The 6,794-nt window shown below is 42.5% G+C and carries 7 protein-coding genes; 5 read left to right on the forward strand and 2 right to left on the reverse strand.

The window, feature by feature from the left end; all coding sequences use genetic code 11:
• The first annotated feature begins 118 nt into the window (after positions 1 to 118).
• The gene (locus CCU_RS12060; RefSeq protein ID WP_015534860.1) at positions 119 to 547 is read left to right on the forward strand and encodes an NADAR family protein; all 429 of its coding nucleotides are present in this window, start codon (positions 119 to 121) and stop codon (positions 545 to 547) included.
• A 356-nt stretch (positions 548 to 903) separates the two neighbouring features.
• Positions 904 to 1,299 carry a hypothetical protein gene (locus CCU_RS12065; protein WP_015534861.1) on the forward strand — a complete coding sequence of 132 codons (396 nt, stop codon included), beginning with the start codon at positions 904 to 906 and terminating at the stop codon, positions 1,297 to 1,299.
• Here CCU_RS12065 and CCU_RS14845 read toward each other — a convergent pair.
• The gene (locus CCU_RS14845) at positions 1,296 to 1,517 is read right to left on the reverse strand and encodes a helix-turn-helix domain-containing protein (RefSeq protein ID WP_334290617.1); all 222 of its coding nucleotides are present in this window, start codon (positions 1,515 to 1,517) and stop codon (positions 1,296 to 1,298) included. The genes CCU_RS12065 and CCU_RS14845 overlap by 4 nt on opposite strands.
• 243 nt (positions 1,518 to 1,760) lie before the next feature.
• On the opposite strand from CCU_RS14845, the gene CCU_RS12075 reads away from it, so the two are divergent.
• The 3 genes from CCU_RS12075 to CCU_RS12085 all read left to right on the forward strand — a co-directional run bounded on the left by CCU_RS12075 (position 1,761) and on the right by CCU_RS12085 (position 4,458).
• Positions 1,761 to 2,132, forward strand: a complete 372-nt coding sequence (locus tag CCU_RS12075; RefSeq protein WP_015534863.1) for a hypothetical protein — start codon at positions 1,761 to 1,763, stop codon at positions 2,130 to 2,132.
• An 86-nt stretch (positions 2,133 to 2,218) separates the two neighbouring features.
• Positions 2,219 to 3,175: a hypothetical protein gene (locus CCU_RS12080; RefSeq protein WP_015534864.1), complete on the forward strand. Its 957-nt coding sequence runs from the start codon at positions 2,219 to 2,221 to the stop codon at positions 3,173 to 3,175.
• On the forward strand, positions 3,175 to 4,458 hold the full coding sequence (locus tag CCU_RS12085) for a hypothetical protein (RefSeq protein WP_015534865.1): 1,284 nt from the start codon (positions 3,175 to 3,177) through the stop codon (positions 4,456 to 4,458). Before CCU_RS12080 ends, CCU_RS12085 begins: the two co-directional genes overlap by 1 nt.
• A gap of 87 nt (positions 4,459 to 4,545) precedes the next feature.
• Here CCU_RS12085 and CCU_RS12090 read toward each other — a convergent pair.
• On the reverse strand, positions 4,546 to 6,794 hold a 2,249-nt coding region (locus tag CCU_RS12090), incomplete at its 5' end, for an acyl-CoA dehydratase activase-related protein (RefSeq protein WP_208896225.1).

Genomic DNA, 6,794 nt, shown 5'->3' on the forward strand with positions numbered 1-6,794 from the left:
CTTTATCATCAATAACAAGAAACCCAGTTTGTAATTTAGATTATGGACTGGGTTTTATTTACTTTATTATATCAAGATATTATAATAAATTAAAAATTAAAATAGGAGATACAAAACTATGCAGACAACGATTAACAGTTTTAGGGGAGATTATTTCTTTTTAAGCAACTTTTATGAGTGTCCAGTGACATATCAGGGCATCACATATCCCAATAACGAAACAGCTTTTCAGGCTCAGAAGTGTATAAACGATTCCGACAAAACAAAGTTTATAAGCTTAAACCCGTCTGCAGCAAAGAAACTGGGTAGGAGAGTAGCCTTAAGAAAAGACTGGGAATCCATAAAGTTCTCAGTTATGAAAAACTTGGTTAAGGCTAAGTTCACACAGAACCCTGACCTCGCTGAGAAACTGCTTGCTACAGATAATGCTCACTTAGAAGAGGGCAATACATGGGGTGACAGAATCTGGGGAACAGTGAACGGTACAGGTGCAAATAAACTCGGTATTATACTGATGCAGGTCAGGGACGAGCTTAATTTGTCATAATATAAATCCAGAACCATAACAAAAAACAGCCCGTCTATAAAAAGTGTACCGTCTGATATAAGCAACCCAAAGCAATTTAGTGTACCATCCAATTTAAGCAACCCATAACAACTTAGTGTATCAGTATGAAAAAATCAATCCCAAACCTCCGACAAACTCCTAATGTCGTGCCATAGAACATAGTAACACCAATAACACCTAAAAACGCTAGCATAAATATAGAGATATTTACCCTCTTTACCGGTCAACCGATAAAGAGGGTATTTTTATGTAAAAAAAACGGAAGAAAAATAAACGGCTGATATTATGATATAGAAGCTTGAGACATACCAGTATAAGAAAAGGAGGCAATGTTTATGAAGAAATTCAAGTTAATAAGAAGCAATTTATATGCGGAGAAACAGAATTATATTTCAACTCTCAAGATAGAGAATGATGATTACTATGTTGCATTTAACTATTTTTGCGACTATATGGGAGACCTGAAAAATAATGAGCTGGACATGCAGAATCTGGCGGTTGTTGTGAAAATGAAGGTGAATGGTGATGGGATGCCGATGATATATTCATCAACTGAGGATGATATTTTTATCAATCTGTGTCGATATCCAAACTATCTTCTTGATGATGAGGGGGTTGAAAAGCTGATCGGCAGGCTGCAGAAAGCCAGGGAGACAAAGAAGGAATTGCTTAGATATGTGCAAATGATTGCCAGAGGCGAGTATATAGATGTGGAAAAGGAATTTATCTAGCTGTCAGATTTGACAAATTCAATTATATCGGATACCGGACAGTCGAGAATGTTACAGAGAACATCGAGAGTCTTTGTAGTTATGGCTTCACCATATTTCATACTGTGAATAGTATTGGCCGGTATGCCGTGCTTAAATATGAGAGCATATTCAGTGATGTTCTTTTTGTATAGTGTTTCGTAAAAGGGTCTATAAGAAATCATGTGAAAAACCTCCATTACTGTTAAAACTATCACATTTCATACAATTAATATGCTCAATAAGTTGACTATAAAACGCAAGCAGTGATATAGGCGGGAAGAAATAATAAAGAAATATAATTGATCTGCAGACATTTGTGACATAGAGGAGGAATATGATGGGTAAAAATACAGACCAGCCTGGGCTGGAACAGTTGGAAAAGGAACGTTTTTCGTATAATTACGGATATAATTTATTACGCTGCCGGGCATGTTGACAGGATGGATTTTAAGTATGGGTGCACTCTCAACAGACTTGTATTCATGGTAAGAGAGTGTATTGATATATATGACCTGGCAGAGGTGATACAGGAGGATATGTTAAATACATATTCCATTGTGATGGGGCTTGTGTCAGACAAATATCTGATGAGTAAGGAAGGTTCAAGAGGAAAGTATGACTGCGTCGTAACGAAAAAAGGTAAAAAGATAGGCATGGGAAGATATACCACGTCGGAAGGTGTTACTAAGATAACACTCAGCAGCGCTGCCGCGGACATGGTGATCAGGAACATCCGGAATGGAAGGTATTTAAATCGACATACTGAAATGGAGAATGACGATAAGGAGAATGGCGATAAGGTATGTAAGTAATTAACCAGAAAAAACAGAGAATATGTTTGACATGGACAGATGTAAGTATGAAAATGAATATAAATAATATACAAGGAGCAATATTTATGGGGTATATGGTAGATAAAATGAGAAATATGAGCTTCCGTCAGTACAGCTTTGAGAAAAAGCTGCGCGACATTGAAGCTGAGATGAGCGGCAGGAACAGATCGTTTTTGCCGGAGATTACGGATGTTAATGGTGTAGTCAGCGAGGAACGTATAGATAGCTTCATAGCGGCGAATGTAGATCGTATAGAAGAGTATGGAACAGCCAACAACATGTGGAGAGAAAACGGTTTCAGGTCGGTCACTTCTGAGCACATGCCGGATGTGCTCCGGGAGTATTTGAGCGATTTTATGTATCTTGCAATAAAGGTAATATTGACGGAGGATTATCTGGGTGATGAAGAGCTGGTTGAACTGCCGGTGGCGACATTTGAACAGATATACATGATGGCAGAGGAGCTTGGATCAGGTGAGATGAGATATGACGATGTGTTTACCGAGTTCTACTGCGGTGGTGTACAGCGTGCCAATCTTCTGGCATATTGTGATTCTTTATACGAGCTGCTTTCAGGTGAGAGGATAAAAAGCCTGATAACAGATGAGATGCTTGACAGGGCAAATAAGCTCTATGAGAAAGATGTGGAGCGTATCAACGGTTCATATCAGGAAATAGAAGATCTTCCTGAGGAGATAAGAGAGGAAATGGAAGATTGGAGCGAATCGGTAACTGGGGAAGAGATGCCAGAGCTCATTGGGATTTGTGATGTCCAGAATCCTGACGTGTTCTGCACAAAATACAGACGCTTCAGGGAAATATATTTTTCCGATGAACTTCCGCAGGATATCGATCTTGCAAATGTAGTAAAGAGGATGCTCAATATCTATCTGTGCAGCATAAATGCATCGTCATATGGATTTGAGGATACATTTTCTGACTCATACATTTACATGAAAAGGGCACAGCGCATGGTGAGCTATGCGGCAAAGAAGCACGCAGAAGGCGGGGCGGATGACTGATGAAGGATTTTAAGAGGGAATACTACAAAAATCTCAAAAAAGACTTTGATGAGAAAATAGAGAAGTCCGCAATATTCACATATATAAGGGATGAATACGAGAAAGACATCGATACCCGGGAAGCTGGGGATGATAAAAGAAATTACATAAAACTCCGGAGACTCCAGTTGAGATACGACCGCGGAGAGATCGATATTCCTGAGTTCATGGAGGGATATATCAGAATAAAGCTCAATATGCCGAAGATCAACATGGAAAAAGACAAAGCCGGTGTAGTGTATGGCAACAGGAAGACCATGGCCAGAGTGAAAAACAGACAGCTCATCAGAAGAGGTTTTGACAGGCTGGAAGATGAGCTTGCGGCTGGAAAACGTAAGACAAATGACAAATTCAAAGCTTTGCTCAAGGCTGCCGGTGAAGACAAGGAGTTATTTGACAGAACAGTAAGAGAGTGTTTTCGAGATGACGATGTGGTTCCTGTTTCTCTGGATGAGTCCGATATAGACCTTCCGTGCGAAGATTGCCAGAGCCCCGGCATTGTACAGATGATAACATACGAGATGCTGTACGCCATAATAATGTATGATATAGCCGCCAAATTCTACGACATGGGATTCAGACAGATCAGAAGCGGTGAGGATGCAGGTCGTATGGATAACGTCTCAGAGGTGGAGAACCTTATTCCAAGAAAGAAGGATAAAAGTCTTGATCTTGTTGAACATTTATTTCAGACTAAGAGGCTGAATAATCCTTTTTTAGGCAGTTCAGTTGTTGAGCCACAGAGAGATGAGAACAGGCTGGAGGAGGAGAGCACAAAGCTTCTGGACATCTTGAACGCAGAGCAGAGAACAGATATATGTATTCCGCTCAAGGTAGATCCCGCCACCGGATGTGGTGTGTATATACTGGGAAGGGATTATTATACGGACAGAAGCCTCAAGGTCATGGAGAACAGAGCCCAGTATTGTAGATTTGGAATTATAGAGATGGATCCCGGTCTGGCGCCGGACACGATATTTGATATAAGGACCATCGATGATACCGATCCGGATGAATATCAGTCAGTTGTGGACATCTGGAAGACACAGGTGGTAAGTGACGCACATGAGGAACTCAGGGAGCGGAATGGCGTTATACCTGAGGGCTGCTCGGATTACTTTGCGGGATGGTTTTCTGATGACAACGACAACTGGTTTGACAGCCGGATAACCGGTGATGAGAGGATCGCATGTGCAGAACAGTTAAGCAAAGATAAGCAGCGGTTCATGAAAAGATATAATTAAACCTAGGTAATTCATAACGTGAAAAAGGCACATCACATGCAGAAATATTCTGTATGTGATGTGCCTTTACCGTTATATAACTATCTTTTATTTATTCATATTCTTGTTCGCAGCGGCAAGCATGAGCTTGATTCTGTTTACCTGATTGACCTCAGATGCACCAGGATCATAGTCGACTGCCACGATGTTTGCCTCAGGATATGCCTCACGCAGATGCTTGATAACACCCTTGCCCACGATGTGGTTTGGAAGACATGCAAATGGCTGTGCGCACACGATGTTCGGAGCACCGCTCTTTATGAGCTCTATCATCTCACCTGTAAGGAACCATCCCTCACCGTTCTGGTTTCCTATGGATACGATTGGTCTTGCATAGGCAGCAAGCTTTTCGATATGGGCAGGAGCCTCGAATCGCTTACTCTTTTCAAGAGCATCCCTTGCAGGTTTTCTGAAGGATTCCAGAACCTTTATAACAGTGTTGCTGACTATGGCTCCCTTCTTGGTCTTGCCAAGGAACTCATAGTTGTAATTGTTGTTGTAGAAGCAGTACATGAAGAAGTCCAGGAGATCTGGCATAACAGCCTCTGCTCCCTCTGCTTCCAGCAGGTCAACTAAGTGGTTGTTGGCTGATGGCAGGAACTTTACAAGTATCTCTCCAACAATTCCGACTCTAGGCTTCTTGATGTCAAGGAGTGGGAGAGTGTCGAAGTCGTGGACGATTCCCTGTATATTCTTCTTGAATACTGCGTTGCTTCCGGTCTTTGTAAGGCTCTCCAGACAAACCTTCTTCCATTTCTCATGGAGTGCATTTGCCGAACCCTTTTCCTTCTCGTAAGGTCTTGTCCTGTACAGACATCTCATGAATACATCACCGTATATCAGAGCCTGCATTGCACGTTTTACTACCTTGTAGTTTATCTTGAAGCCTGAGTTCTTCTCAAAGCCCTGGGCAGACAGTGCTATTACAGGTATCTGACCGTAGCCTGCCTTGGAAAGGGCTCGTCTGATAAATCCTACATAGTTTGTTGCACGGCATCCGCCTCCTGTCTGGCTCATGATGACAGCCAGCTTGTTCACATCGTACTTTCCTGAAGTGATGGCGCTCATCATCTGTCCGACAACGATCAGAGATGGATAACATGCGTCGTTGTTTACATATTTCAGACCAACATCTATCGTCTCCTTGGTTGCATCCGGCAGGATCTCAATGTTGATTCCCATGCACTTGAATGCAGGTGCAAGAAGATCGAAATGGATAGGAGACATCTGAGGTGCAAGAACTGTATAGTCCTTCTTCATCTCCTTGGTAAATTCTATTCTGTTGATGGCACTGCTTGGCGGACATGTCTTGTAGTGCTGTTCATGTCTTGAGTTGACCGCGCTTATGAGGGATCTGATTCTGATCCTTGCTGCACCTAAGTTGCTGACCTCATCGATCTTGAGGACAGTGTATATCTTGCCTGACTTGGTAAGTATATCGTTGACACAGTCAGTTGTTACAGCGTCCAGACCACAGCCGAATGAGTTGAGCTGTATGAGCTCTAAGTTGTCACAGGTCTTGACGTAGTTGGCTGCCTTGTACAGTCTTGAGTGGTACATCCACTGGTCGGAGACAATAAGAGGTCTCTCGACCTTGCCAAGGTGTGCGACTGAATCCTCGGTAAATACAGCAATCTTGTATGAGTTGATGAGCTCTGGGAGACCATGGTTGATCTCAGGGTCCAGATGATATGGACGACCAGCCAGAACTATGCCGAGCATATCGTGTTCATCAATGTATCTGAGAGTTTCTTCGCCCTTAGCACGCACATCCTCCTTGACCTTCTCTGCCTCTGCGTACGCCGCATGTATGGCGCTTCCAATCTCGTCCATTGTCACATCATAGTACTTGGACATCTCACGGTACATACGTTTTACGAGAGCTTCCTCGTTGTCCAGGGCCACAAATGGTCTGATGAATGTTATGTCGTCAGCCTTGAGTTCCTCCATGTTGTTCTTGATGTTCTCTGCATAAGAAGCAACGATAGGACAGTTGTAGTGATTGTTTGCCTCAGGAGTCTCGTTCATTTCATATGGTACACATGGGTAGAAGATGGACTTGATTCCATTTTTCAGCAGCCACATAACGTGTCCGTGTGAGATCTTGGCAGGGTAACACTCTGACTCACTAGGTATGGATTCGATACCCAGGCTGTATATGTTTCTCGATGACTTTGGAGACAGTACAACTGAGAATCCAAGCTTTGTGAGGAATGTGTGCCAGAAAGGATAGTTCTCGTACATGTTGAGTACACGAGGAACACCTATCACGCCACGCTTTGCCTCCTCAGGCTTAA

It is taken from the genome of Coprococcus sp. ART55/1, assembly GCF_000210595.1.
Taxonomy (GTDB): Bacteria; Bacillota; Clostridia; order Lachnospirales; family Lachnospiraceae; genus Coprococcus; species Coprococcus aceti.